Origin of the sequence: Pyxidicoccus fallax, assembly GCF_012933655.1 — a bacterium.
Taxonomy (GTDB): domain Bacteria; phylum Myxococcota; class Myxococcia; order Myxococcales; family Myxococcaceae; genus Myxococcus; species Myxococcus fallax.
This window is the reverse complement of the sequence record NZ_JABBJJ010000184.1, coordinates 1-25,174: the sequence shown is the minus strand read 5'-3', so window position 1 is coordinate 25,174 and position 25,174 is coordinate 1. Positions and strand designations below refer to the sequence as shown.

Below are 25,174 nucleotides of genomic sequence, written 5' to 3'. Positions count from 1 at the left end.
GGCCCGCCCTCCTGACTGGTCCTCGCTCGCCAGAAGGTAGGCAGTCGCCCGGAGCGTAGCGGACGCCCCGCCACGCCCCCGCTCGGGTGAACGGAAAGCAGGCGAGGAGTCAGCTCCTCCCGCCCACCGCAGCGGCCACGTGCTGGCTGCCCCAGTGCGCCAGGCCGAGGATGGTCTCCATGGGGTTAACGCCCAGCGCGGTGGGGAACACCGAGCCGTCCACCACGAAGAGGTTGTCCGCGTCCCAGTAGCGCAGCGTGCTGTCCACCACGCTCGTCTTCGGACTGCCGCCCATGGCGCAGCCGCCCATCTGGTGGGCGCTGGCCACGCGGCAGCGCAGCGGCTCGTAGGGCGCGCGGTCCAACATCGCCACGTCCTTCTCGCCGCGCATCACCACCGGCGTCGAATGCGGGCTGATGACCTCCTCCGCGCCCGCGGCGAACTGGAGGCGCGCGGACACCTTGAGCGCCTCGCGGAAGCCCTCCCAGTGGAAGGGCGTGAGCGGGTAGTCCACCTTCAGCCGCGTGTACTCGCCCTCGCCGCGCAGCGACACCGTGCCGCCGTTGTCCCCGGGCTGCACCCCGTCCAGGGTGATGGAGAGGATGGCGTTGGCATACGGCAGCTTCTCCATCAGCTCCAGGTGCGAAGCGCCGAAGCCCGGCGTCGTCACCGAGGCCAGCAGGGGGTGGATGGGCGGCACCTCGATGAGCCAGCCCAGCTTCCCCGGCCCCCGGTCGATGAACTGCCGCGAGTACACGGTGAGCGGCGCGCCGAAGAAGGCCTCCACCCGCTCCCGGAAGCGGCCCGTGGAGACGACCACCGGGTGCAGGAAGAAGCGCTTGCCCACCAGTCCCCGCGCGGCGAGCCCGCTGCGTAGGAGCAGCGCCGGCGAGTTGATGGCGCCACCGCACACCGCCGTCACCTTCGGCCTCACCGTCAGCTTCCGTCCGGAGGGCCGGTCCGTGCGCGGGTCCAGCACGTCCGCGTGCACCGCCACCACGCGCATCCCCTCCATCTCCAGCCGGCGCGCGCTGACGTTGGCGAACAGGCGCATCCCCTGCTCCACCGCGTCCGGAATCAGCGTCACCAGCATGGACTGCTTCGCGTCCGTGGGGCAGCCCAGGCCGCACGCGCCCAGGGACGCGCAGTCCTTCACGTTGCGCTTCACCGTGCCCCGGCTGTAGCCGAGCTTCCCCAGCCCCTCCCAGAGGAGCTGGTTGTTGCGGTTGGCCTTCTCGATGGGCCAGTCGCGGATGTTCAGCCGCGCCTCCAGCCAGTCCCAGTGCGGCGCCAGCGTGGCGGCGTCCAGCCCCTTCACGCCGTGCACGTCGCGCCAGCGCTCGAGGATTTCCGGCGGCGTGCGGAAGCTCGCGCACCAGTTGATGGTGGTGCCGCCGCCGACGCCGCGCCCCTGGAGGATGCTGATGGCCAGGTCGTCCGTGGCCCGGTTGGCCAGCTCCTGGTACAGCGTCGTGTACGCCGTGGACTCCTTCATGTCGAAGTCGCGGCGGGTGCGGTAGCTCCCCTCCTCCAGCATCACCACGTCCAGGCCGCGCCGCGCCAGCTCGTGGCCGAGCACGCCGCCTCCCGCGCCGCTGCCCACCACGCACACGTCGCAGGTGATGACGCGATCCTCCGTCAGCTCGTCTCCCGTGAAGATGCGGCCGCTCATGGCGTGGAGCCCTCCTTCGCGGAGAGGGGCCGGGGACTTCCGCCCTTCCACACGGGCGCGTTCGGGTCGTGGAAGCCCTCCGGCACGAAGTAGCCGGTGGCCGCCACCGCGGCCGGGTGCATGAAGTACGCGCTGTACACCAGCGAGCGCAGCGCATGGTGCCCCGTGCGCAGCACCACGAGGCGCGAGTCGCGCCACGCCTCGAACGCGGCGTCCTGCGCCTCGGGCGACAGCCGGGAGAACGGCGTGACGCGGCCGGAGAGCAGGAAGCCCGCGAGCGCGTTCTCGAAGAGCCCCAGGAGCTGCTTCACCTCCGCCGCGACCGCCGGGTCTCCCCGCGCGAGCAGCCCGTCCGCCGTCAGGGCCACGCGCGCGGTGTCCGCGTCCAGCCAGCCCGGGCGTGGCGGGAAGGCCCGGCGAGCGAGCGCCTGGAGCGTGGCGTACTCACGCGGGCCGAGTACCTGGAGACCCTCGGGCGGCGGCGGGAGCGACAGTCCCTCTCGCGTGGCCAGCAGGGTGCTGCCTCCCAATGCCAGCACCGCGCCGCCAAGCAGCCCTCGTTTGAGCAGACCACGGCGTGTCAGCGAGGCCATCTCATTCCCCTCCCAGTACGAGAAAGCGACAGGTGACTCTGGCGAAGAGTGTGTCCCGATTGCACGCCGCGTCGCGACAGGCGAGCGCGAATGTCCGGTGTCCATCGCGACGCCCCTGGGGCACTCCCACGCAGCGCAGGACGCCAGCCGGGCGGGCCTGAAGTGACCCGTTTTACAGCCACCCTCGCGCGCGGGAGCATCACGGACACATGGCCGTCCTCCATCGGGCCCTGGCGTCCGCGCCCCGCCCGTTCGCGACCTCTCCTCGTTCTCGGCGAAACTCCTCCCGTCGGTGTCACCCCATGGCCGCGCCGCTCACCCGGCTCGCCCTGCTGGGCGCCGCGCTGCTCCTGTGGCTCGCGCCCGGGCCCGTGGCCCATGCCGCATCCGTGACGGACGGCTCCGTTCCCGTGTTGCGGGACTGGCGCTTCCGCTGGGGTGACGCGCCCCGGAGCGAGACAGGCGTTCCCGCGTGGGCGAAGGAGTCGGGCGCGACGGAGGACTGGCGCCCCACGGACGCGCTCACGGAGCCCGCCGGCCGCGGCGCGCACTCCTTCCTGTGGCTCAGCATCCCGGTGCCCGAGGGTGACTGGTCCGAGCCCGCGCTCTTCCTGGGCGAGGTCTCCATCGCCTTCGAGGTGTATGCGAACGGCCAGCGCATCTACGCCAGCGGCAAGCTGAACCCGGGCGGCCGCGAAGTTTCCGAGAGCATGTCGTTCCACCTCGTGCCGCTGCCTCGCGAGGTGCTCGGCGGGCGCGTGCTGCTGCGCATCCAGTCGTCCCTGTCGCGCATCGGCGTGGTCGGGGAGGCCCGGGTGGGGGCGCGCCACGCGCTGCTCTCGTCGGCCATCCGCAAGGGCCAGGCCCCCTTCGTCATGGGCATCCTCCTGCTCGTCATGGCCTTCGTGGCCGGTGGAGCCTTCGCCCTGCACTGGCGGCGGCGGATGATCCTGGGGCTGTGCGTCTTCGCCACCAGCGGCGGCATGATTCTCATCGGAGTGAGCGGCATGCTCACGGCGCTCTGGGACGCGCACACCGTGGGCATGCGGTGCATCCGCATGGGCCTGTGCTTCGTCGTGGCAGGCCTCGCGGCGTTCGTCGCGGACGCGCTCCTCGGCGAGCGGATGCGCTGGTTCCGCCAGGGCTCCATCGGGTTCTCCGCCATCTCCGTCCTGCTCGCCATCATCACCCTCGCGAGCCCGGAGCTCGGCCAGCGGCTCCTGGTGCCCTTCCTCCTGCTCTGCGTCGTCGTCCTGCTGGCGTGCGTCGGAGTGGCGGCGGTGGAGGCGCGGCGGGGCAACCCCGACGCCCGGCTCTTCGTGCTCGGCCTGGGGGGCCTCGTCCTCTCCCTCTTCATCACCATGCTCTCCGTCCTGGACCTGGGGCTGGACGTCTCGGTGGGCAACGTCACCCACTGGGGCTACCTCGCGCTCACGGTGTCGCTGGTGGCGGTGGTGGGCCGCCACTCGGTCCAGGTGGTGCGGACGCTGGAGACCCACACCCGCGAGCTGGAGTCGCGGCAGCAGGAGGTGCGCCAGCTGGCCCAGCGCATGGGCAGCGGCGCCGGGGAGCTGGCCACCGTGGTGGAGCAGCTGCGCTCGTCCAGCGACGAGCAGGCCGCGGGCGTCAGCCGGCAGGCGGTGTCGCTGCAGCAGGCGGAGCAGACGGTGGAGGAGATCCGCCAGTCGTCGCAGCTCACCGCACAGAGGGCCAGCGAGCTCTCCGCCGCGGCCGAGAGCGCCGAGCAGGTGGGCCGCGAGGGCTCGACGGCCCTGGAGCAGACGCTGTCCAACCTGGAGGCCATCCGCGCGGAGGTGTCGGAGATGGCCCGGCGCATCCTCGCGCTCGAGGGGCGCACCCGGGAGGTGGCCGGCATCGTCGACGAGGTGAAGAACCTGGCGGACCAGTCCAACATGCTGGCCATCAACGCCGCCATCGAGGCGGTGCGCAGCGGCGACAGCGGCAAGGGCTTTGGCGTGGTGGCCCGCGAGATGCGAGGGCTCGCGGACCAGTCCATCCAGGCCACGAACCGCATCCGCGAGGTGCTCGACGGCGTCGGCAAGAGCATGCGCGAGGCCGCCCGCTTCAGCGAGGCGGGCGACGAGCGCGTCCGTCAGAGCGTGGACGCGGTGCGCCTGTCCGGGGCCCAGCTCCAGAAGCTCGCCGCCATCATCGGCGAGACGAGCGCGAGCATGCGGCAGATCACCTCCGCCGTCAGCACGCAGGACACGGGCACGCGGCAGATGGCCGACGCCATCCGCGAGCTGAACGCCCAGATGCGCGTGACGCTGACGGCCGTCCAGGACACCCAGGGCGCCACCCGCTCCGTGCACTCGCTGGCGGAGAGCATGGCCGGCATGGCCCACCAGACGCTCCAGGCCGAGCTTGGGCCCCGGGCCCGCTGACGCCGCCCCCTCACGCGTCCAGCAGGGCCCGCAGGTCCTCCGGAATGGGCATCGGCGTGAGGATGCCCACGTTGGCGCCGCCGGTATTGCCGAGCGGCGCCCGCCCCAGCCAGGAGCCGGGCCCGGCGACCAGGATGCGGGCGAGCTGCCCCATCAGCTCGCGCGCGTCGCGCCGCCGCCACCCGAAGGCGAACATGCGGCAGTGCACCCGGACATGCGGCCCCGCGTACGCCTGGCTGAGGACGTGGGCCCGCTCCAGGTGGCGCCAGGCGCGGGCGACCTCTCCCCGACTCTCGGACGCGGTGGCTTCGCGCAGCTCCGCCTCGAAGGCGGCGCGCAGCTTCGGCTTCATCGGCATGGCTTCCTCCCGTGTGCCCTCAACGTCGCTCGGGTCACGGGTCGCGGGCTTGTAAGAACTCGCTACTCCGGAGGCGGGGGCACCCACTCGACGACGCCCGCGATTTCGGAGGGGTTGAGGCCGAAGGTGCGCCGGAAGGCATGGCTGAGGTGCGCGCTGTCGGTGAAGCCCGCCGCGTGCGCCGCCCTCGTGAGGGAGGCGCCCTCGCGCAATTCAGCGGCGGCGCGGTGGAGCCGCAGCCACAGGACGTAGGGCCGCAGCGGCAGGCCCACCTCCGCGCCGAACAGGTGCGACAGCCGCCCCGCGGACAGCCCCACCTGGGACGCGAGCGTGGACAGGCGCACGTCTCCTTCCAGCGACTCCGGCAACAGGCGCAGCAGCTTCTTGATGGCCGGATGCGCCGGAGGCGGCGGGCCCGCGTCCGCCTGGAGTGTCCGCAGCATCGACTGCGCGAGCGCCTCCGCCTCCGCCCACCGCCGCGGCGGCGAGGACACGGCGCAGGCTCGCAGGAGCTCTCCGGCGCGGCGCCACGCCTCCACGTCCAGGCCGATGTCCAGCGTCCGTAGCTGGCGGCCCCCGAGGTCGTCTGGATTGACGTGCAGGACGACGCCCGCGGGCACCATGCTCACCACGGTGTGCTCGACGTCCGGAGGGATGACGGCCGCGTGGCACAGGGCCTCCCGCTGCGCCCCATCCCGGAGCGCCACCGGCTCGCCGAAGGACAGAAGGAGCTGGAAGGTGTGGTGCGCGTGCGGGCGCGTCTCGCCCAGCGGCCCGGCGTAGAGCAGCCGCCGGGGCCCGAAGAACAGCCGCCCCTTCCAGTCGCGGTTCCGGCTCACGATGGATTTCCTCGCGGACATGGCCGCACGGCCGGCCAGCATCGCGGCCCTGCATCCCCCACGCAATGTCCCGATGCGAGGGGATGGTGCGAAGCCGACCCTGGGTAGAGCATTTCCCTGACACACCGCCAGCCCCGGAAAAGACAGACGGATTCCCGGGTTCATCCCTCACATCCGGTATGAAACCCCCTCACTGCCCGCACCAGCCCGGGCGTGGTTTGCCAATCATTGAATGTTCCGCCACCGTGTCGGCGCCATGCTCCTGTCCTACGCGGGCCTCATCGCGGCCTCGCTGACCTCTGGTGCCAGCTTCGCTCCCCCGGTGTCCCTGTCCCACGACGACGCGCCGCGAGTCCTCCTCGCGCAGCGTGGGCCCGGCATGCGCTTCCCCAGGTCCCACAGCGACGAGGAGGAGTCCGACGACCACGACCCCATCCCGTCGGAGCCAGAGGCGGAGGCGGAGGTGCGCTCGGCGTCGAAGCCCTCTCGCGCCTGGGTGCCAGTCGTCATCGGCGGCGGCGTGCTGGTGGCGGGCGGCGTGACGTGCTGGGGGCTGGCCAGGAGCACCCACTCGAAGCTGAGCGCGGGTGACCCGAGCATCCAGTCCCGGGGGGACCTCACCGCGAAGGTGAACAGCGGCAAGCGGATGGAGCAGATTGGCTGGGGCCTGACGGGCGCCGGCCTCGTGGGCCTGGGCGTGGGCGTCGTGCTCGCGCTGAACAACTCGGGGGCCAAGGACTCCGACGCGGACGACTACGGCCCCTCCGCGAACATCACCGTCACCCGGGGCGGCGGGCTGGCCGCCGTCTTCAGCGGCCCCCTGCCCTGAGAGAGAGACCGCTCGTCATGATGAAAGCCATTCACGCCTCGGGGCTCGCCCTCGGTGCCGCCGCGCTGCTGGGCGCCTGTCTCAACTTCGATGACTCGGGCGGTGCCCGTGACTCCTTCTGCGACGAGCGCCCCGACGTCTGCGGGGAGACACCCACGACGCCCGGCCGCCCTCCCGTGGTCACTCCGAGCACCGACGCGGGCACGCGGACGGACGCGGGCACGAGCACGAGCTCCGACGGGGGCACGCCGCCGCCCCAAGAGGGGCGGTTCGACCCGGAGCGCATCTACTTCAGCGGCAACCTGGAAGGCGGAGCCTTCTTCTACGCCTACGCCGAAGTGCACGAGCCGAAGAAGGTGGCCCTCTACGTGCCCCACGGAGGGGGGCGCGTCATCCGCCCCACGGACGGCAAGCTCTTCTACCTCTCGCATGACGGGAAGGTGTACGAGCTGGTGCCGGACGCGTTCACGCAACACCCGTACTACAAGACCTACGAAGTGCCCGAGGAGGCGTGGCTCAACGACATCGAGGTCCCGGTGCCGAAGTGCGACTACAGCCTGTACGACCGGGTGGACCGGATCAAAGTGTGGCCGGATACGGGCAAGTTCTTCATCGGCTGCTCCAGTGGGGGTTACTTCAACGAGGATGGGAGCCGAGCCATCCCGGAAGGCTATCTCCCGCTCGCGCTGGGGAACAAGGGTCTCAAGCTGGTCACCTCCTACACGGCTCCCGGCAGTCACTCGCTGCTGGATGCCGACAACCAGGTGGTTCCCCTCTCGGGGGAGACGTTCCCCACCAGCCAGTACTCCCTCCTCACCGCCAGGGCGACGGCGGACGGCTTCATCGTCGCCTATCACGACGCGAAAGCTCCGAACACGCACCTGGCCGTGGAGTTCAAGGCGACCGGAGAGGTGAAGCGGCTGGGCACGTACGCCGACTATCCGCCGGGACTCAGAGCGAACCTCAACTGGGGTGCCGCGCTGACACCGGATGGAACGCTGTGGCGCGGCGGGGAACTGGACGATCCCAAGGGCGTCCTCAACACCGTCATCGTGCGGATGCCGCTGGCGCCGGAAGCCGCCTCCATCGTCTACCGGGAGAATGACATGCCTGAAGAGTCCTGGGAGGAAGACCTCGCCAACCTCTTCCTCCGGGCCTCTACCTCGGGCAGCCTGCTGACCGGCCCCTGAGCTCCGGACGGAGTCGTCGTCCCGCGGCCTCTCAGGGCGAGGGGGTGGGCGCGGCCTTCGGCTTCGGCAAGGCCGCGTCCTTCAGCACCTGCCCGCGCGGCTTGCGCTTCGTCGCGTCCTCGTAGCCATCGGCGATGTGTTCGCTCAGGTCGAACGGAAGCCCCTTCGCGCGCTCCAGCTTCTCCGCGCGGGCCTCCAGCGCCGCGCGCTCCTGCTTCCGCGCGTGGGCCAGCCCCACCAGGATGCGGTTGCCGCTGCCCTCCACGTCGAACGTGTAGAGCTGCTGGAAGCCCACCTGCCACGTGCGGACCATGGAGTCGAAGCGCGTGTTGGGAGGGAATTCCCAGACGTTGCCCACCACCGCGCCGCCTTCCGCGAGCCGAGCGCGCACCGCCGCGAGGAACTCCAGCGTCGCCAGGTGCTCGGGGATGCTGTCCGGCCCATACGCGTCCAGGAAGACGAGGTCGTACGGCGGGCGTGCCGCTTCCACGAAGCCCCGGCCATCCGCCACGTGCGCGCGCAGGCGCTCGTCCTCCCGGAAGCCGAAGTACTCCTTCGCCACCTTCACCACGTCCGGGTCGATGTCCACCACGTCGATGTGCGCCGCGGGCACCACCGCGCGCAGGAACATGGGCATGGCCCCGCCGCCCAGCCCCACCACGAGGATGCGCTTCGGTTCCGGCACGAAGGCCAGCCCCACCATGGACACCTGCGTGTAGGGCAATTCCAGCTTCAGGGGCTGCCCTGGCCACACCACGCTCTGCAGCGCGCCCGTCTGGTCGAACTGGAGGTAGCGCCGGCCCTCCGCGTCCTGTGTCACGGAGATGAACGTGTACGGCGATTGTTTCTCGTAGAGGACGGTGCGGGGACTGGAGGCCGAGCACGCCAGGAGCGCCAGCCCCACCAGCATCAGTCGATGGGTGACGCGCCGCATGTCCGCTCCTTTTCGATTGCCCATAAAGTAGCAATTCCCCCAGGAAAAACAACGGGTTGACCTGCACATCCCCAGGGTTCACCTTGCCGCGCATGAACCACGTCCCTGGCAGCCTTCCAGAGCACGCCCGCGCCATCATCGCCGAGGAGGAGGCGCTGCTCGCGCGCGTCCAGTCGACGCTGGAGGCGGCGCGGCAGAAGGCCGCGCGCGGGACGGACACGCAGGGGCTGGTCGCCCAGCTCCAGGTGCTGCGAGACGACGTGGCCACGGCCTCCGTCGCGGACCTGCCGCACCTCTTCGCGCAGATGAACCAGGCCCGCTCGCTCATGGAGCGCCAGGAGTCCGCGCGCCTGCCGGATGCCCAGGCCCCGTACTTCGCGCACCTGCGCCTGGACGGCACGGCCGGCCCGCGCGACTACCTCCTGGGCCGCACCACCTTCGCGGACGTGGGCGCGGGCGTGCGCATCATCGACTGGCGCTTCGCCCCGGTGGCCCGCGTCTTCTACTGCTACGAGGAGGGCGACGCGTACGAGGAGTACTTCGGCGAGCGGCTGGCCGAGGGCACCGTGGAGACGCGCCGGCTGGTCGTCATCGAGCGCGGGCAGCTCACGCGCATCATCTCCGGCGCGCTAGTGCTGGAGCGCGCCGCGGGCGGCGAGTGGCACGCGGTGGGGCGCGACGTCACCGCGCTCCAGTCCGGCGGCACCGGCACCGCCGCGCGGCCGGAGTTCCTCGGCACCGGCAAGGGCGCCCGGCGCATCGAGGATGCCTTCGGCGTCACCGCGCTGCTGGACGCCGAGCAGTACGAGGCCGTCAGCACCGGCGCGGACCGGCCGCTGCTGGTGCTGGGCAGCGCGGGCAGCGGCAAGACGACGGTGGCCCTGCACCGGCTGGCGAAGATCGCCTTCGACGACCCGCAGACCTACCCCCAGTCGCGGATGAAGCTCATCGTCCCGGAGGAGGGCCTGGCGCGGCTGTCCCGCCGCCTGCTGGCGCCGCTGGGGCTGGGCGGAGTCGCCGTGCAGACGCGCGACGCGTGGCTGCTCGCGGCCGCGCGCCAGGCGTTCGACCTGCCCGGCATCAAGCTGTGGAACGACACGCCGCCGCTGGTGTCGCGCCTCAAGCGCCACCCCGTGCTGCGGCGTGCGCTGGCCGCCCGCGTGGGCGTGCCGAAGAAGGCGGCGAGCACCACGCTGGACAAGCTGCGCAAGCGGCTGGCGGACGCGTACTTCGACCGGCGCTTCCTGGAGTCGGTGGTGGAGGCCGCGCGCGGCGAGCTGCCGCGCACCGCCATCGACGAGACGCTGGAGCACACGCGCCTGCAGCACGCGACGCCGCTCTCGAAGGAGCTAAAGGACATCACGGACCCGGACCGGCTCGTCACCGTGGACGGGAAGGCCATCGAGGAGGACACGCCCTACGCGATGGCCGGCACCGTGGACCTGGAGGACCTGCCCATCCTCATGTACCTCAAGGCGCAGCACGAGTCGCTCGGGCTGGACCGGCTGGCGCACGTCGTCCTCGACGAGGCGGAGGACTTCTCCCTCTTCGAGCTGTTCGTCGTGGGGCGCCTGTTGGGCAAGGGCAAGAGCTGCACGCTGGCGGGCGACGAGATGCAGCAGACGGACGCCGGCTTCGCGGGGTGGCCCGCGGTCCTCAACGAGCTGGACATCCGCGACGCCGCCACGTGCCGGCTGCAGGTGTCCTACCGCTGCCCGCGGCCGGTGGTGGAGCTGGCGCGGCAGGTGCTGGGCACGCAGGCCCCCGAGGCCTCCGCGCACGCCGGCCGCCCGGGCGCCCCCGTGGGCTTCCACCACTTCCCGGACGAGGCGCAGGCGCAGCTCTTCATCGGCGAGGCGCTGAGGGACCTCGTCTCCCGCGAGCCGCACGCGTCGGTGGGCGTCATCGCCGCCAGTCCAGAATCCGCCCAGGCCGTCTACCGCGTCGTGGCCGACATGCCCTGGGCCCGCCACGTGAGCGACGGCGAGTTCACCTTCGAGCCCGGCGTGGACGTCACCGACGTGGGCAGCGTGAAGGGCCTGGAGTTCGACTACGTCATCCTCCCGGACGTCACCGCGCGGGCCTACCCCCTCGACGACGAGTCGCGCCGCCGCCTGCACGTGGCGGTGACGCGCACCTCACACCAGCTCTGGGTGGTGTCGTCCGGCGTGCGCTCGCACCTCATCGCGCCTTCTGGCGCGGCAGCTCCACGGTGAACGTGGAGCCCTGGCCGGGCGCGCTCTCCACCCGGATGCGGCCCTCCAGCGCGTCGACAATCTGCTTCACGATCCACAGGCCCAGCCCCAGCCCGCCGTAGTGCCGCTCGCTGGCGAGCCGCTCGAAGCGCTGGAAGAGACGGGCCTGTCCCTCCGGGGGAATGCCCATGCCCTCGTCGCGCACCACCAGCCAGGCCTGCTCGTCGTCCGCGCCCACCCGCAGCTCGATGGGCTTGCCCCGGCCGTACTTGATGGCGTTGGACAGGAGGTTCTGTAGCACCTGCTCCAGCCGCAGCCTGTCCCAGTGGCCGGTGGCGGGACCCGGCGCGTCCAGGCGCAGCTCGCAGCCCGCGCGCGCCAGCTCCTCCGAGAAGCGCGGCACCATCTCCCGCGTCAGCGCGGCCAGGTCCAACTCCTCGCGCTCCAGCCGGAGCCGGCCGGCGGTGATGCGGGATACGTCCAGCAGCTCGCGCACGAGGCTGGACAGGCGCGTGAGCTGCCGCTGCACGGCCATCACCTTGGCGCCCAGCGCCTCGGGCGTGGCGGCGGAGCGGCCCTCCAAGTCCCGGCGCAGCGCCTGGACGTTGAGGGTGAGCGAGGTAAGGGGCGTGTTCAGCTCGTGGGACGCGACGGAGAGGAACGTGTCGCGCGCGCGCACGGCGTCCTGCGCCTCCATGTAGAGCCGCCCGTTGTCCAGCGACGCGGCCGCGCGCCGGGCCAGGTCCTCCGCGAGCCGCACGTCCGCCTGCGTGTAGCGGCGCGTGGACTCGGTGTTGACGAGCGTGAGCGCCCCCAGCACCCGGCCCCGGCTGATGAGCGGGACGGAGATATAGGACTTCACCCCCAGCGCCAGGGAAGCCTGGAGCCGCTCCGGCTCGCCGGCCAGCGCCTGCTCCTGCAGCGCGGGGGACAGGTCCGGGATGAACTCCGTGACGCCCACTCGCAGCACCCGGCCGATGCCGCTCGTGTCCTCCATGCGGATGGGGAAGCGCGCGTGGAAGGCCTGGGTGAGCTCCAGCAGGGCCGGGCGCACGTGGGCCATGGCAATGCGGCGCACCTGCCCGTCCGGGCCGGGCACGTCCACGCAGCACCCGTCCGCCAGCGTGGGGACGGCCAGGTGGGCCATGCGCTGGAGGATCTGCTCCTGCTCCAGCGACGACGCCAGCACCTCGCTGGCCTGGGCCAGGAAGGCGGCATGGCGCTGCGCGCGCCGCGTCTCGTCGTACAGGCCGCGCAGCGTCGCCTCCTGCTTCTTCTCGGCGGTGATTTCCCGCGAGAAGACGTAGACGCGCCCGTGGCCGCGCAGGACGCGCTTCACGAACCAGCGCTCACGCTGCGCGACGTGGCACTCGAACTCCTCCGCCACGCCCGTCTCCGCCACCCGGAGGAAGCGCTCCTGGAACGAGGCGCCCAGCATGTCCGGGTACAGCTCCCACAACACCCGGCCGAGCTGCTCCACCCGGGGCCTGCCGAAGGCCCGCTCCATGGCGGGATTGACGTAGAGGCACACCGCGTCCGGGGAGCAGACGGCGACGCTCTCCGGGAGCTGGTCGAGCAGCACGGTGTCGATGCCCGCGACGTCCGGCCCTCGCGAGTCGGCGCTGGCGAGGCCCTGTGCGGTCAAGGGATGTTCCACGCTGTTGGTGAGGGTCCGAGCCACGGCGTCAGGCTCCGTCGATTAACACCTTCCCCACCACGCACCCTACTCCGGCCCATCGCGCATCTGCTCGGCACCCAACAGTCACCGCGACGCCGGGTGAAGGCGCGGGCGGACAGGCGAGCGCAGGAGGGGCCCCACGCGCATGGGGGCCCACGCGCCGCTCAGGGTGTCTGCTGACCGCGGCGCCACGCCTCGCGGCGCTGCTCCTGGACCTGCCGGCGCGCGAGCGCGTCCTGCTCCTGCCCCGGCAGCTCCGCCAGGCGGGTGCGGTGCATGTTGATGCTCAGCTCGTACAGCCCGCGCTCCTGCTCCGGCAGCCGGTCGCCGTACTCGGTGAGCACCGCGCCGGCGAAGGTGATGAAGTCCTCCGACACGCGGCGGCGGTGCTCGTAGTAGCGGCGCACCTCCTCCTCCGTGGCCGAGCCCGAGAGCACCTTGCCGTAGAGGTCGTTCCAGCGCTTCGCGTCGTCCTCGCGCCGCTTGAGGACCTCCGGGTCCTTCGTGGGAGCGCCCAGCTCCCAGTAGAGGTTGTCCGGCAGCTTCTCGCGCAGCGACGCCAGGTCCACCGGGTGGAGCTGGGGGGCCTGGTCCGGCGGAGGGGGCTCCGGTGTGCCCGGCTGCTCCGCCAGCTCGGCGTTCTCCGCGACGGCGGCGGACGCGTCGGCCCCCGGCACGGGCTCGGCGGAGGGCGGGGGCGGGGCCACCACCGGCACGGCCACCCGGGGCACGTCGCGAGGGGTGGACGGCGCATTCTCCGGGGCCCGCGGCCACAGGAGGAGCACCAGGGCCAGCCCCACCACCACCCCCGTCGTGGCAATCCACGGCAGTTTCTTCCACCGAGCGTTCACGGCCATGCCGCCCGAATACCGCGCGCCGCGCGCACGTGGCAACCCGACCCGCTCATACGGCGCCTTTCGCGCCCGGCCTCCACCGTCCCTGCCGCAATGCATCACAAACCCGGATGCCGCAACGCATCACACGCAGGTGTGTGCCATGAAACATGAAACAGGCACAAAGGCCCTGACTCTATTGCAATTGTATTGTATAGACCGGGATTCCCACCAAACCCGGAGGTTCCTGAATGAAGCGCCTACTCCTGGCGTGCCTGATGGCCGCAGCGCTGGTGCCCGGTGCGGCACGTGCAGAGGTCATCGTCTCCTCCATCGTCAGCGTGCTCGTGGACGGAGGTAACAACTACCCTTGGCAGAAGGTGGAACTCCCGGGGACGAAGTGCGGCAACGGTTCCCAGTACAAGTTCTGGGTCCACCGCACCGGCTCGCCCAACCTGCTCTTCCTCCTGGAGGGAGGTGGCGCGTGCTGGGACTACGAGACGTGCAGCGGCCGCGCGGGCGTGCTGGGCGCCGCCAACCCCAACGGCATCCCCGACAGCTACATCACCGACTTCACGGCGAAGTACGTGTCGCCGCTCGTCAACGGCGCCGACCCGGGCCTGCCGGGCCGCAGCCGCAAGGACCTGGTCACCAAGGGGTGGAACATCGTCTACATGCCGTACTGCACGGGTGACGTGCACATCGGCAACAACGTGGTGACCTACACGGACACCACGGGGCAGAACCCGCCGCTGACGTGGCACCACTCGGGCTACACCAACACCACGGCGGTGGCCAACTGGGCGCGCACCCAGTTCCCCAACGTGCAGAAGCTCCTGATGACGGGCTACAGCGCGGGCGGCACCGCCACGGGGTCCGGCTACTACTTCGTGCGGAAGACCATCAACCCGGCGCGCGGCTACCTGCTCAATGACTCGGGCCCCATCTTCCTGGCGCCCAACGTCAACTACCGCTCGCGCGCGCTGCACGACAAGATTCGCCAGTCCTGGAACCTGAACTCCGTGTTCGGCCAGCTGCCGGCCACGTTCAACCAGAACGACTTCGGCAGCATCAACCGCATGGTGGCGCTGGAGTTCCCCAACGACCAGCTCGCGTACACGGGCTACACGCGCGACTACAACTACTCGCGCTTCTCGTATGAGCGCTTCCACACGCCCAATGACCAGGAGTCCGTCCACGCCTACTGGAAGGTGGACCAGGACAACCTCGTCAACGAGATGAAGCTCTACAACAACTTCAGCTACTTCATCCCGCACCACCGCGCCATCAACTCCAGCCACTGCAGCACCATCATCACCTTCATCGGCGCGCACGCCTGCCAGAACATGGAGAGGAAGCGGTACTGGTACGAGTACCTTGAGTTCCCCTACACCCAGACGTACAAGTGCTACAGCGAGTTCGTGGGCATGGACGCGTTCCTGTCGCGGTGGATCAACAACAACGAGCGCATCCGCATCTACGAGCCGACCAACTGGTACAACAACGAGGACCCCGGCATGCAGATTGTCGCGCCGCTCATCAACGGCGCGCTGGGCATGTAGTCGCGGCCCGTCCGCTGGAAGGCTGACGCCTTGAAGAAGCGGGGCGCTCCCATGGGGCGTCCCGCTTCTTCGTTTGGGGCTCCCGCGCAAGCGCCTCGCGCGGTACACCCGGGCGACGCCATGGACAACCTCACCCACGGACTGCTCGGGCTCGCCATCGGGGCGCTGCGCCGGCCGGACGCGCCTCCCGGGGCCCGCGCCTCGCCCACGGACCGCGCCGTGCTGGTGGCCTCGGTGCTCGCCGCGGAGCTGCCGGACCTGGACACGCTGCTGGCGAGCGGCGACGCGGTGACGGTGGCCCTCCAGGCCCACCGGGGCCTGTCGCACTCGCTCCTCTTCACGCCCGTGGTCGCGCTCGGGGCCACTGGGGTGGCTCGCGCCCTCTTCCGGGGCGCTCGAACGGGGCCGGTGTTCCTGGCCAGCCTGGCCTCCGTTCTCTTCGCGCACCTGCTGCCCGACTTGTGGACGGGCTGGGGGACGCGGCTGCTGTTGCCCTTCTCCGACGCCCGGCTCAGCCTCGACTGGACGATGGTGGTGGACCCGTGGGTGACGCTGCCGCTGGTGGTCTCGGCCGTGGTGGCGTGGCGCCAGCGCGCGCGGTGGCGGCGGGCGCTGCTCGTGGGGCTGGCGTGCTCGGCCGCGTACGTGGGCGCGCGGGTGGCGTCCTGGGGCGTGCTGACGCGGCGGGTGGAGGCGACCTACCCGGAGGCCCGGACCGTGCGCGTCTTCCCCCTGCCCTTCTCCGTGGGCACCTGGCGCTACGTGGCCACGCTGCCCGATGGCGTGCTCGCCGCGGGCGACGTGCCGCTGGCCGGTGAGCCCCGTGAGGCACGGCGCGTGGCCTCGTCCGTGGACGCGCTCCCCGAGGACGTGCGCGCGGTGCGGCCCGTCAGGGAGGCCCTCGCGTGGGCGCGCTTCCCCGTCGTCTCGCTGAAGACGGTGGACGGTGGCCGCGAGGTGCGCATCGACGACCTGCGCTACCACCTGCGCGGCGAGCCCACGCTGGGTTTCGTCATCCGGCTGGACCCGGCCAACGCGGTGACGCAGGCGAGGATGGAGCGCGGAGGCAGCGCGAGCGAGCTGCTGCGCCGGTGGCGGGGTGGCGCGGCGACACCGGCGACGCATGGCGGGGACGCGGGCACGCCCGTGCCGTAAGGCCGAGACGACAGTGGCGACGGCGGAGACGCGTACTCCCGGGCCCTGAGACTGGGGACGACGGAGAGCCCGGCGGCGGCGACGTGCGCTTCCTGGCCGTGAGCCCGGATACAGCGAAGACAGGCGGACGTTGCGTCACGCCCACCGGCTCCGCCATCCATCGAACCCAGACATGAAGCAGGCCCCGGAGGAAGGCATCGCTGCCTGCCCACGGGGCCCTCATTCAGCACGTGGCGGGCGGGCCGCCGCTTGAGGCACGGCTCAGGTCAGGCCCGGCATCGGCCCGATGTAGTCCGGGTGGCCGAAGGTGTTCACGTTCACGCCGAAGGCGTTGGCGATGGACACCAGCAGCTTGTTGTGGGCGACCGCGCCCGGCAGCGGCGTGCCGGGGCCCGGCCAGCGCGACAGCGGGTCCGAGCCCGCGGGGCGCACCCGGAGGAAGCGACCCATGCGGAACTTGCCGCCCGCGCCGCCGGCCAGCACCGTGGGCACGCGCACGTTCATGTGGCCCGCCGCGTCGCCCAGCTCGTTGCCCCAGAGGATGAGGGTGTTGTCCAGCGCGGTGCCGCTGCCCTCCTGCACCGCCGCCAGCTGCGTCATGAGGTACGCCACCTGCTCGGCGTACCAGCGCTGCACCGCCACCATCTTCGTGCGGATCTGCGTGCGCAGCGGCTCCTGCGTGACGTCCAGCCGGTGCGCCAGGTCGTTGTGCACGTCCTCGTTGACGGGGTTGCCATCCGGGGTCCGCACCCACGGCATGGACGGGCCCGGAATCGTCAGCGTCACCACGCGCGTCAAATCACACGCGAAGGCGCGGACGATGAGGTCCAGGTGCAGCCGCGTCAGCTCCGGCATGCGGGCGAGGTTGCCGAGCTGGTCCACGCCGTAGGCCGGAGGCACGGTGCCGCCGCTGCACGCGGCGTCCGCGGGCAGCGGCGTGGGCGACGGCGTGGGCGAGACGCTCAGCGAGCCCAGGCGGCGCTCGATGTCGCGCAGCGCCTCCAGGTGGGCCTCCAGCTTCTCGCGCTCCGCGCCGGCGAGCTGCTTCTGCAGGCGGGAAGCGTCCCGGATGAGGAAGTCCACCATCGTCTTGCGGCGCGAGACGTGCTTGGCGGCCGTCGCCGGGTCCGCGGCCGCCGGCGGCGCGTTGCCGAACAGGCGCTGGTAGACGGCGGCCGGGTCGCGCTCGAAGGGCACGCGCGAGCCGTTCGCCGTGAAGCTGATGCTGTTGTAGACGTGCTGGCCGCCGAACTGCTCCCACGCGTTGAGCTGCAGGGAGCGGAACCGCGTGTTGCCGCCAATGGCGTTGCCCAGCACCTGGTCCAGCGAGGCGCTCTGCGGCAGGTCGTCACCGCTGGCGGTGCTGACCTTGCTGCCGGTGAGGAAGGTGACGGGCGCGCCCTCGTGGCCCGTCAGGCCGTGCTCGTACAGCACCTGGTAGTCCACGCCGTCGAGCACCAGCAGGCGGTTGCGGTGCAGCTGGAGCGGGGCCAGCAGGGAGTTCTCGAACTCGAGGTTGAAGTCCGTCTCGCCGCCCTGGGGGTTCCAGTACTCCGGCATGCACCCGTGGGGCGTGAAGATGGCGATGAAGCGCAGCGGCGGCGTGGTGGCCTGGGCGTACGCGTCGGTGGTGCCAAGCAGGTTGGCCAGGGGAAGCGCCGCGGAGGAACCGGCCAGCGCCTTGATCAGGGAACGTCGGGAAAGGTCGCGGAGCATGGTGGCTACTCGTTGGCGGTACGCCGGTGGGTGAAGTAGGGCGAGCGCACGAGACTCACGAGCGCCTCACCCAGTTGGAGCCGCGGGTTGGCCTTGAAGGCGTCACGCATGTCGGAGAGCAAGCGCTGGTCGACTTCGCTCTCCTCACGGCCCATGGCGTAGCGGAAGATTTGCAGGGGAACGCAGTTGGCGACGTCCTCGCTGTTGGCCAGCCAGCGGGCCAGCTCGCCGCCGCCGGTGAAGGAGAAGTCGCCGCTGGCGTGCGCGATGGAGCCCTTGGCGTCCACGGGGAAGCCGTTCTCCGTCGTGCGGTGCTTGCCCAGGCCGTCGAAGTTCTCGAAGCCGAAGCCGACCGGGTCCAGGCGGACGTGGCAGCCGGCGCAGTTGGGGTTGTTGGTGTGGGCGGCGAAGCGGTCGCGCGTGGTGGTGTCGTCCGAGACGGCGGGGGGAATGATGACGATGGTGGGCGGAGGCGAGGGCACCTCCTGGCACAGCAGCCGGGTGAGGACGAACTTGCCGCGGCGGATGGGCGAGCTGGAGTCGAACAGCGCGTACGTCGCCAGCACGCTGGCGTGGGTGAGGACGCCGGCGCGCTCGGGCGGCAGCTCCATGCGGCCAATCGCGCCGTTCGGCGTCGGACTCTGCCTTCCGTAGAACGTGGCCATGCGGCCGTCCGCGAAGGTGTAGTTCGCGCCCAGCAGCTCCTTGACGGAGCCGCCCTCGTTGGCCAGCACGTGCTCGATGAAGGTCTTCGTCTCCGCGCGGCTCGAGTCCTTGAAGGCCTGGCTGAAGTTGGGGAAGACCTGATTGTTCTTGGTGATGTTGGCCAGGCCCGTGATGCCCAGCCATTCCGTGACGAAGTGGTACAGGCGCTTCTGCGCCAGCGGGGTGGCCAGCAGCCGGCGCGCGTGCGCCTCGCGCTGCTCCGCCGTGTCCAGCGCATCGGCCGCCGCCGCGGCGAGCAGCTCCTCGTCGGGAGGGGCCGCGGTGATGGCGTAGGACAGCGCCGAGGCGATCTCGTACGGGGTCAGCCGCACGACCTGGTCGCGGCCCATGCCCGGCGCGCCCAGCTCCGTGCGGTACAGGAAGGAGGGCGACGCGAAGAGGCCCTGCAGGAAGGTGCGCTGGGCCGTCTGCGGGTCGGCGACGGCGCGCAGGTCGCGCCAGAAGGTGGTCAGCTCCTTCTTGTCCTCATCCGTGAGGGGCCGGCGGAAGGTGCGGCTGGCCACGTCGAACAGGAGGGGCATGGTGCAGGCCTCCTCTTTTTCCTTGTCGACGTCGTCCGCGGGGCACTTCTCGTAGATCTTCAGGGTGCGGAAGGCCAGCACCGACGCGTTGAGCGCGCCGTTGTCGATCTGGTCCGCCAGCAGCGACGTCACCTGCAGCCGGTCGTGCGTGCTGAAGCCGAGGATGGTGTCCTCGGGAGCGAAAGTCGCGCTCAGCGGAGGCATCCCGGGGATGACCGCGGCGAGGCTGTTGTCGAACTCCGTTCGCGTGAGCCGGCGCACTCGCGTTGGCGACGCCTCGGTGACGTCGACCGGCTCTGCCCCATTTCCGGTCTGGCCTGTGCAGGAGGCGGCCGCCAGCAGCACGGCGGGGAGACTGAAACGAATCATTCGCATACGAAAGGCACCCTCTGGCCAGCGACTCCCAGAAAAACCCCCTCTGGAGTGCCAGCGCGATGACGACTGTAACCCCTCCCCCCGTCGCGGCTGGTAATGATGACATGACCGCGCGCGAAACGCGTCACACTTTGCAGCGCCACTGACGCGTTTCGTCCTCCCTGGCGCGGATGCTCGGGACATCTGCTCGGAGTCCGGAGAATGCCGAGTTTCAACGCCATACAAGTACCCACGTCCCGGCACCCGGCTCCACCCCGTGGCAGAGGGTGCGCGCGGCCGCCGGTGGCCGCGAGCGCGGGCGAACGCTACCACCCGGAGAGGTGAATCCGGATTCACGTTCGGTGGCGCGCGTGTGCACCATTCGTGTGGGACCGGCCTCCTGGCTCGTGGAGCAGGAGGACAGGCGCGGGCGTCAGTCTTGACGGGCGCGGTGCTCCACGCCATCCGGGCCGGCCACCACGAGGTCCGTCGTCAGCGAGAGGAACAGGCCATGGCCCACCACGCCCGCGCGCGTGCCCAGGCGCGCGGCCAGCATCTCCGGGTCGTCGATGGGGCCGAAGGCACAGTCGAGCACGAGGTTGCCCTGGTCCGTGAGGAAGGGCTCGCCGTCCGCGCGCTGGCGCTGGGTGACGCGCGCGCCGAGCGATTCGAGGAAGAGCGCCTGCGAGCGCCAGCCGAAGGGCAACACCTCCACCGGCAGCGCCCAGCGCGTGCCGAGCTTGGGTGACAGCTTGCCGGCATCCACCACGATGACGACGCGCCGGCTGGCCTGCGCGACAATCTTCTCGCGCAGCAGCGCCCCTCCTCCGCCCTTGATGAGCGACAGGTCCGGGGCCACCTCGTCCGCCCCGTCGATGGTGACGTCCAGCACCGGCTGCTCCTCCAGCGTGGTGAGGGGCACGCCCAGCGAGCGCGCCAGAGCCTCCGTCTCCACCGAGGTGGGCACGCCCCGCACGTCCAAGAGCCGCCCCTCGGCGCGCAGCTCCGCCAGCCGCCGCACCGCGAAGGCCGCGGTGCTCCCCGTGCCCAGCCCCACCACCATGCCCGGGCGGAAGAAGGCCTCCACCGCCCAGGCGGCGGCCTGCTGCTTGTAACGGCCGATGGCGTCGCTCATGCGACGGGAAGATACACCGTGTCGGGCGGTGGCAGGCGTCGCGCGTCCACCCCCGGGGCTGGCACGTGCCGGCGAGTGACTGCGATTGCCCCCTGGCGTGCCGGGGCGTCACACGTCATCGGAACCCGCCGGAGTCCTCGCGCCCCGCATCCGGTGGGCCCCTGGCCGGCGGGGTGCTCACATGGACGGGCATGGGCCGGAGCAGCTCCGCCCGGCATCACCGGGCTCGAAACGCCACGCGGAGGCTGTCGCGGGCCCCTCACGCCCGCGAGCCGGCTTCGGAGAAAAGCAGAGGGCCCGGCGCGCCGTGGCGCTCCGGGCCCTCGTGGACTGCCGTCTCAGGCCGTGTGGCCCGGGACGGAGGGACTACAGGGTGTACGTGCCGCGGAAGCCGAGGATGATGAGGCCGTACGGACCGTCATCCACGGGGCCGAGCGGGGCCTCGGTGGTGGCGCCGCCGAACGGGGCAGGCAGGGTGGCAGGCAGGGTCACCGTCTGGGTGCCGGCGCGCACGGTGTAGCGAGCGTAGGTGGCGTTCAGGTAGGGCCCGAAGGAGAAGGACTCCCCGGCATTCCACCGGCCGCCGACGGTCAGGTTGATGAACTCCGGACCGCGCGTCTTGCTGTCGATGTCCAGCTTGGCGCCGGGAACCCCACCGACGCCCGGCACCTGGACGGTGAAGTTGTCGCTCTTGATGGAGGTGTTCAGCAGCACGATGCCGAAGCCGAGCCCCACGAACGGATCGAAGCCGGAGTCAGGCGCGAAGTGGTACTGCACCTGGGGCCCGATGCGGAACTGGTTGGTGGAGCAGTCGAAGCCCTCGGGGCAGGACAGCGGGTTGGTCTTCGTCAGCACGTACGTGTACTGGCCGAAGAGGCCCGCGAACCACCGGGAGTTGATGCGGTAGCCGAGGTCGAGCGCGAAGGCGATGCCGCCGTTGGCCGCGTCGCTGAGCTTCACGTCACCGACCGTGCCGTTGAGCCGCAGACCATTCTTGTAGACGTAACCCGCGCCCGCCTGGAAGCCGAGCCCCACGCCGATCTCCAGCCCGCTCTTCTCGCTGGAGGTCGCCGTCGTCATCGTGGTCGTCGCCGGGGCCTCGGTCGTCGCCGGAGTGCTCTCGGTGGACTCCTGGGCGCTCGCCGCGGACGTCGCCAGCGCGGCCGTGACTGCAAGGGCCTTGTACAGCCTTCCCGTCATATACCCCTCCCAACAGGTGAAGCGCGCACTGAATGACACCCCGCACCACTGATCAAGGCGCGGTGCGTCGTGAAGCACGCAGTCATTTCCGACCTGGGGATGAGAATGAGTTGCTTTAGTCACAAAGTAATGCAACCGCACTGTGCTAATTGGACAATGCCGTCATGAATGTCACCTTGGAACAGGCCCGCGCCCTGGATGCGCTCGCCCGTCACGGCACCTTCGCCGCTGCGGCCGCGGCCCTGCGCAAGGGACACACGGCGGTGCTGTACGCGCTGCGGACCCTGGAGGAACAGACGGAGCTGACGCTGTTGGACAGGCGCGGCTACCGCACGCGGCTGACGCCCGCGGGCGAGCGGATCCTGGAGCACTGCCGGAAGCTGCTGGCGGCGGAGCGGGAGCTGGAGGCGGCGTGCGCGGAGATCCGCTCCGGCTGGGAGCCCACGCTGCGCATCGTCTTCGACGGCATCTTCCCCGCGGAGCCGCTCTTGCGAATCGTCAAGGAATTGCGCGCGGAAGGGGCGAGCACGCGCTTCCACGTGTCCGCGGACTTCCTCGCCGGGGTGGAGGCGGCCTTCGTGCGCGAGGAGGCGGACCTGATGGTGTCCGTGCTGCCGCCCACGCTGCCGGGCCTGCGCACCTACCGGCTGCCGGAATTGAAGGCGGTGCTGGTGGCGCACCGCTCACACCCGCTGGCGCAGCGGCGCGGGCAGCTCAAGGACGAGGAGCTGTCGGAGCACCTGCTGCTCACCGTGCGCGGCTCGGACCCGCGGCTGCAGCTGAGCACCACCTCGCTGGAGACGCGCTCCACGGTGCACCTCAACGACTTCGCGGCGAAGAAGGCCGCCATCATGGAGGGGCTGGGGTACGGCTGGCTGCCGGAGCACCTGGTGACGCGCGAGCTGCGCCGGGGCGAGCTGAAGGCGCTGAAGACGGCCCGCGGCTCCACGCACGCCTTCATGCCGCAGCTCCACCACCGCGTCAGCGTGAAGCCGGGCCGCGCCGCGCGCCGCGTGGTCCAGGTCCTCACCGGCGTGGAGCCGTGATAGAGCGCGCCGCATGCCGAACGACGTCCTCGTGCTCGCCTACGCCGGCTGTGACACCTGCCGCAAGGCGCTGAAGTGGTTGAAGGAGCAGGGCGTGGCCCACCAGGTGCGCCCCATCGTCGACACGCCCCCCTCCGAGGCCGAGCTGCGACAGTGGATTGCGAAGAGCGGCCTGCCCGTGCGCAAGTGGCTCAACACCAGCGGCCAGAGCTACCGCGCGCTGGGCAAGGCGAAGGTGGACGCGGCCTCGGACGCGGAGCTCGTGTCCTGGCTGGCCGCCGATGGGAAGCTCGTCAAGCGGCCGGTGCTCGTCACTGGTGGCACCGTCCTCGTCGGCTTCAAGCCCGAGGACTGGGCGCGCGCGTTCTCCGCCGGGCGCTGAGCACATGCCCTGAGGGCGAGCGGGGGAGCAAGCGCCGGGCGCGCCGTCCCTCGCGGGAAGGGACCTGGAGTGAAGACTCCTTTCCTACCATGGAGACCGGTGCGCGACGCCCACTCGGGGAAATCCTCCTGGAATTGGGCCTGCTCAACCGCGCCCAGCTCCGTGTGGGACTGGTGCATCATCACGAGACGCACGTTCCGCTCGGGCGGGCGCTGGTGCGCGAGGGGCTGTGCTCCGAGGCCGACGTCCTCCGGGGCCTGTCCGCGCAGCTCGGCGTGGAGGCGGTGGACCTGGAGCGCTCGCTGCCCGCCCCGGCCGTGGCCGCGCTCGTCCCCACCCGCGTCGCCCGGCAGTACCGCGCCGTCCCGCTGCGCGTGGAGAAGGTGCAGCTCGAGCAGGGCGAGCGCGAGGTGCTCCACATCGCCCTGCCCGCGCCCGTGTCCCTGGAGGCCGTGGACGCCGTGCGCGCCGTGTCCGGCATGGCCCGCGTCGAGGCGCACGTCGCGTCCGACTCCGCGCTGAGCCGCGCGCTTTCCATGGTGTACGGCATCGAGGAGCCGCCCGAGCCGCCTCCGGCGCCCGCCCCGTCTCCCGGTGGGCCCCTGCTGCTCTACGGCTGGCCTCCCGTCACCGCCGTCCTCATCTCCCGGCAGCTCGCGCGGCACGGCATCTCCGCCAAGGTGGCCTCGCCGCTGGAGGTGCTGCACACCGGGCCGGACGACATCGTGCTCGCGCCCATCCAGGCCATGGAGGGGCTGCTGGCCGGAGAGGTGCACATCGCCGGCTCGCTCATCGTCCACGGCACGTCGGACGACGAGGGCTTCGAGCGGGCGCGGAAGCTGGGCGCGCGCGGCTACCTCGCCAACCCGCGCGACGAGCAGCTCCTCCTCCGCGCCATCCGCCGGCTGCGCTCCGAGGGCAACACCCCGGACACGATGCCGCAGTCGCACTGAGGCGCGCGAAGGGCGCGCGCTAGCCCTGGCGCACCACCAGCCCCAGCACGCTCAGCACCTCCGGGTACACCTTGCTGGCGAAGTACCGCCCGCCGGCGACGGTGAAGTGCACGCCGTCCTCCATGCGCAGCCGCATGGGCTTGCGGTAGCCGTCGACGCGGGCCTGGAGGAGCGCGCGGCCCTTGGCGTCCGTGAAGAACGGGCGCGTGTCCAGGTGCAGGGCGTCCTCGTGGGAGGAGATGACCTCGCGCTGGAGGCCGCGGATGAGGCCCAGCTTCTGCTCGAAGCGCTTGAGGCCCGTGGCGGGCAGCTCCAGCCAGACAATCTTCCGGCCCGGCGCGGAGAGGACCTTCACGAACGCGGCCAGCCGCTCACGGTAGGCCTGCTCCCACTCGGGCTTGCCCCAGTGGATGGGCTTGCCGCCCTTGCCGTCCTGCAGCGACTGCCCGTCATTGCCTCCGAGGATGACGACCACCACGTCCGGCTTGTGGCGCTCCACCTCCTCCTGCCCCACCGTCATCCAGTCGAAGAAGTCGGGGCGCGCCAGGCCCGTGGAGGACTTCGCGCGCCGGGCCGTGCGGATGCGCGGGTGCGACTCCAGCATGGTCTGCAGGTACTCACCGAAGCCGGTGGCGATGAGGCTGTCTCCCAGGAGCAGCACGGTGTGCTTGCGCTCCGCGGCGGGCGGCGCCGGGCTGGCCGTAGCCGGGGCGGCGGGCAGCACGGGCGCGGCCTGGAGCGCATGGGACGGGGTGCCGCCATCCATTCCGGACGAGGCCAGCACGGGGGCGGAGAGGAGCAACGAAGCGAAGGTGAGCGCGCGAGCGAGACGGTTCCGCATGAGCGGCCGAACGGTAGCGGCCCGGCGCAATCAGGTACATCCCCCTCCCTGTCTCTT

At 71.2% G+C, this 25,174-nt stretch carries 21 protein-coding genes; 9 read left to right on the top strand and 12 right to left on the bottom strand.

The genetic code is table 11. The features are described from left to right. Positions 1-109: 109 nt before the first annotated feature. Positions 110-1,672 carry a GMC family oxidoreductase gene (locus tag HG543_RS31975; RefSeq protein WP_169348707.1) on the bottom strand — a complete coding sequence of 521 codons (1,563 nt, stop codon included), beginning with the start codon at positions 1,670-1,672 and terminating at the stop codon, positions 110-112. Continuing rightward, positions 1,669-2,265 (bottom strand): hypothetical protein, encoded by a 597-nt coding sequence (locus tag HG543_RS31970; protein ID WP_169348706.1) that lies wholly within the window; start codon positions 2,263-2,265, stop codon positions 1,669-1,671. Before HG543_RS31970 ends, HG543_RS31975 begins: the two co-directional genes overlap by 4 nt. Positions 2,266-2,567: 302 nt before the next feature. Between HG543_RS31970 and HG543_RS31965 the strand changes: the two genes are divergently transcribed. Beyond that, on the top strand, positions 2,568-4,670 hold the full coding sequence (locus HG543_RS31965; protein WP_171818097.1) for a methyl-accepting chemotaxis protein: 2,103 nt from the start codon (positions 2,568-2,570) through the stop codon (positions 4,668-4,670). A 10-nt stretch (positions 4,671-4,680) separates the two neighbouring features. Here the strand turns inward: HG543_RS31965 and HG543_RS31960 are convergent, their stop codons facing one another. Both HG543_RS31960 and HG543_RS31955 read right to left on the bottom strand, forming a co-directional pair. Next, positions 4,681-5,028: a DUF3703 domain-containing protein gene (locus tag HG543_RS31960; RefSeq protein WP_169348704.1), complete on the bottom strand. Its 348-nt coding sequence runs from the start codon at positions 5,026-5,028 to the stop codon at positions 4,681-4,683. A gap of 62 nt (positions 5,029-5,090) precedes the next feature. Continuing rightward, the gene (locus tag HG543_RS31955) at positions 5,091-5,867 is read right to left on the bottom strand and encodes a helix-turn-helix transcriptional regulator (protein WP_343073486.1); all 777 of its coding nucleotides are present in this window, start codon (positions 5,865-5,867) and stop codon (positions 5,091-5,093) included. 232 nt (positions 5,868-6,099) lie between these two features. Between HG543_RS31955 and HG543_RS31950 the strand changes: the two genes are divergently transcribed. Together HG543_RS31950 and HG543_RS31945 are read left to right on the top strand one after the other, a co-directional pair. After that, positions 6,100-6,696 (top strand): hypothetical protein, encoded by a 597-nt coding sequence (locus tag HG543_RS31950; protein WP_169348702.1) that lies wholly within the window; start codon positions 6,100-6,102, stop codon positions 6,694-6,696. A gap of 17 nt (positions 6,697-6,713) precedes the next feature. Next, a complete protein-coding gene (locus HG543_RS31945) occupies positions 6,714-7,886 on the top strand; it encodes a hypothetical protein (protein WP_169348701.1) in 1,173 nt (390 codons plus the stop codon). 31 nt (positions 7,887-7,917) lie between these two features. Here HG543_RS31945 and HG543_RS31940 read toward each other — a convergent pair whose 3' ends face one another. Continuing rightward, complete coding sequence (locus HG543_RS31940) at positions 7,918-8,820, bottom strand: spermidine synthase (protein ID WP_169348700.1); 903 nt, start codon at positions 8,818-8,820, stop codon at positions 7,918-7,920. A 92-nt stretch (positions 8,821-8,912) separates the two neighbouring features. Here HG543_RS31940 and HG543_RS31935 point away from each other — a divergent pair, with 92 nt between their 5' ends. Then, the gene (locus HG543_RS31935; protein WP_169348699.1) at positions 8,913-11,036 is read left to right on the top strand and encodes an ATP-binding domain-containing protein; all 2,124 of its coding nucleotides are present in this window, start codon (positions 8,913-8,915) and stop codon (positions 11,034-11,036) included. Here HG543_RS31935 and HG543_RS31930 read toward each other — a convergent pair. Beyond that, positions 11,002-12,660 (bottom strand): PAS domain-containing sensor histidine kinase, encoded by a 1,659-nt coding sequence (locus HG543_RS31930; protein WP_211194294.1) that lies wholly within the window; start codon positions 12,658-12,660, stop codon positions 11,002-11,004. The two genes, HG543_RS31935 and HG543_RS31930, sit on opposite strands and share 35 nt — an antisense overlap. 197 nt (positions 12,661-12,857) lie before the next feature. Continuing rightward, positions 12,858-13,550 carry a hypothetical protein gene (locus tag HG543_RS31925; protein WP_169348697.1) on the bottom strand — a complete coding sequence of 231 codons (693 nt, stop codon included), beginning with the start codon at positions 13,548-13,550 and terminating at the stop codon, positions 12,858-12,860. A gap of 227 nt (positions 13,551-13,777) precedes the next feature. Between HG543_RS31925 and HG543_RS31920 the strand changes: the two genes are divergently transcribed. Together HG543_RS31920 and HG543_RS31915 are read left to right on the top strand one after the other, a co-directional pair. Continuing rightward, on the top strand, positions 13,778-15,088 hold the full coding sequence (locus HG543_RS31920; RefSeq protein WP_169348696.1) for a pectin acetylesterase-family hydrolase: 1,311 nt from the start codon (positions 13,778-13,780) through the stop codon (positions 15,086-15,088). A 120-nt stretch (positions 15,089-15,208) separates the two neighbouring features. After that, positions 15,209-16,243 carry a metal-dependent hydrolase gene (locus tag HG543_RS31915; protein ID WP_169348695.1) on the top strand — a complete coding sequence of 345 codons (1,035 nt, stop codon included), beginning with the start codon at positions 15,209-15,211 and terminating at the stop codon, positions 16,241-16,243. Between the two features lie 261 nt (positions 16,244-16,504). On the opposite strand, the gene HG543_RS31910 is transcribed toward HG543_RS31915, so the two are convergent. The 4 genes from HG543_RS31910 to HG543_RS31895 form a co-directional block, all read right to left on the bottom strand. Then, on the bottom strand, positions 16,505-17,959 hold the full coding sequence (locus HG543_RS31910) for a DUF1552 domain-containing protein (protein WP_169348694.1): 1,455 nt from the start codon (positions 17,957-17,959) through the stop codon (positions 16,505-16,507). Between the two features lie 5 nt (positions 17,960-17,964). Continuing rightward, positions 17,965-19,467, bottom strand: coding sequence for a DUF1592 domain-containing protein (locus HG543_RS31905; RefSeq protein WP_343073485.1), 1,503 nt, complete (start codon positions 19,465-19,467; stop codon positions 17,965-17,967). Between the two features lie 526 nt (positions 19,468-19,993). Continuing rightward, complete coding sequence (gene rpiA / locus HG543_RS31900) at positions 19,994-20,695, bottom strand: ribose-5-phosphate isomerase RpiA (protein WP_169348692.1); 702 nt, start codon at positions 20,693-20,695, stop codon at positions 19,994-19,996. 366 nt (positions 20,696-21,061) lie between these two features. Continuing rightward, positions 21,062-21,895, bottom strand: coding sequence for a putative outer membrane beta-barrel protein (locus HG543_RS31895; protein WP_169348691.1), 834 nt, complete (start codon positions 21,893-21,895; stop codon positions 21,062-21,064). Between the two features lie 164 nt (positions 21,896-22,059). Here HG543_RS31895 and HG543_RS31890 point away from each other — a divergent pair, with 164 nt between their 5' ends. The 3 genes from HG543_RS31890 to HG543_RS31880 all read left to right on the top strand — a co-directional run bounded on the left by HG543_RS31890 (position 22,060) and on the right by HG543_RS31880 (position 24,276). Next, entirely contained in the window at positions 22,060-22,941 is an 882-nt protein-coding gene (locus HG543_RS31890; protein WP_169348690.1) for a LysR family transcriptional regulator, read from the top strand. 13 nt (positions 22,942-22,954) lie between these two features. Then, positions 22,955-23,323, top strand: a complete 369-nt coding sequence (locus HG543_RS31885) for an arsenate reductase family protein (protein WP_169348689.1) — start codon at positions 22,955-22,957, stop codon at positions 23,321-23,323. Between the two features lie 89 nt (positions 23,324-23,412). Further along, on the top strand, positions 23,413-24,276 hold the full coding sequence (locus HG543_RS31880) for a GspE/PulE/PilB domain-containing protein (RefSeq protein ID WP_169348688.1): 864 nt from the start codon (positions 23,413-23,415) through the stop codon (positions 24,274-24,276). Between the two features lie 19 nt (positions 24,277-24,295). Here HG543_RS31880 and HG543_RS31875 read toward each other — a convergent pair whose 3' ends face one another. Continuing rightward, positions 24,296-25,117, bottom strand: coding sequence for an SGNH/GDSL hydrolase family protein (locus HG543_RS31875; protein ID WP_171818278.1), 822 nt, complete (start codon positions 25,115-25,117; stop codon positions 24,296-24,298). Positions 25,118-25,174 lie beyond the last annotated feature (57 nt).